This window comes from Pseudomonas sp. Sample_14 (genome assembly GCF_004307515.1).
Classification (GTDB): Bacteria; Pseudomonadota; Gammaproteobacteria; order Pseudomonadales; family Pseudomonadaceae; genus Aquipseudomonas; species Aquipseudomonas atacamensis.
This window is the reverse complement of the sequence record NZ_RCOC01000026.1, coordinates 1-328: the sequence shown is the minus strand read 5'-3', so window position 1 is coordinate 328 and position 328 is coordinate 1. Positions and strand designations below refer to the sequence as shown.

Sequence of the window (328 nt, the reverse complement as noted above, 5' to 3'; positions counted from 1 at the left end):
CCCACGCTCCGCGTGGGAATGCAGCCCGGGACGCTCTGCGTCCCCCCAGAGCTGGAACGCGGAGCGTCCCTTGAGGCATTCCCACGCAGAGCGTGGGAACGATCATCAAAGGCCCGCTACTGCGGCAACTCCAGATTATCCAGCACCCGATTCACCGCCAGTTCGCCGAGCATGATCAACTGCGCGATCCCCATCAGCGTCCGCCGCTGCGATGGCTTCACCAGCCCGGCGAATTCCTGGGCGATGGTTTTGGCCGACGCAAGCGTTTCGCAGGCGTTGGCCAGCAGGTCTTCGTTTTTGGTGTCGGCGGTGACGGCGTACATGGCGC

The 328-nt window shown here is 64.3% G+C and carries 1 pseudogene; it reads right to left on the bottom strand.

Features of this window, described 5'->3' with window-relative positions:
• Window positions 1-116: 116 nt before the first annotated feature.
• Window positions 117-328 (bottom strand): annotated as a pseudogene (locus tag D8U61_RS05575) (DUF6124 family protein); the annotation flags it as partial.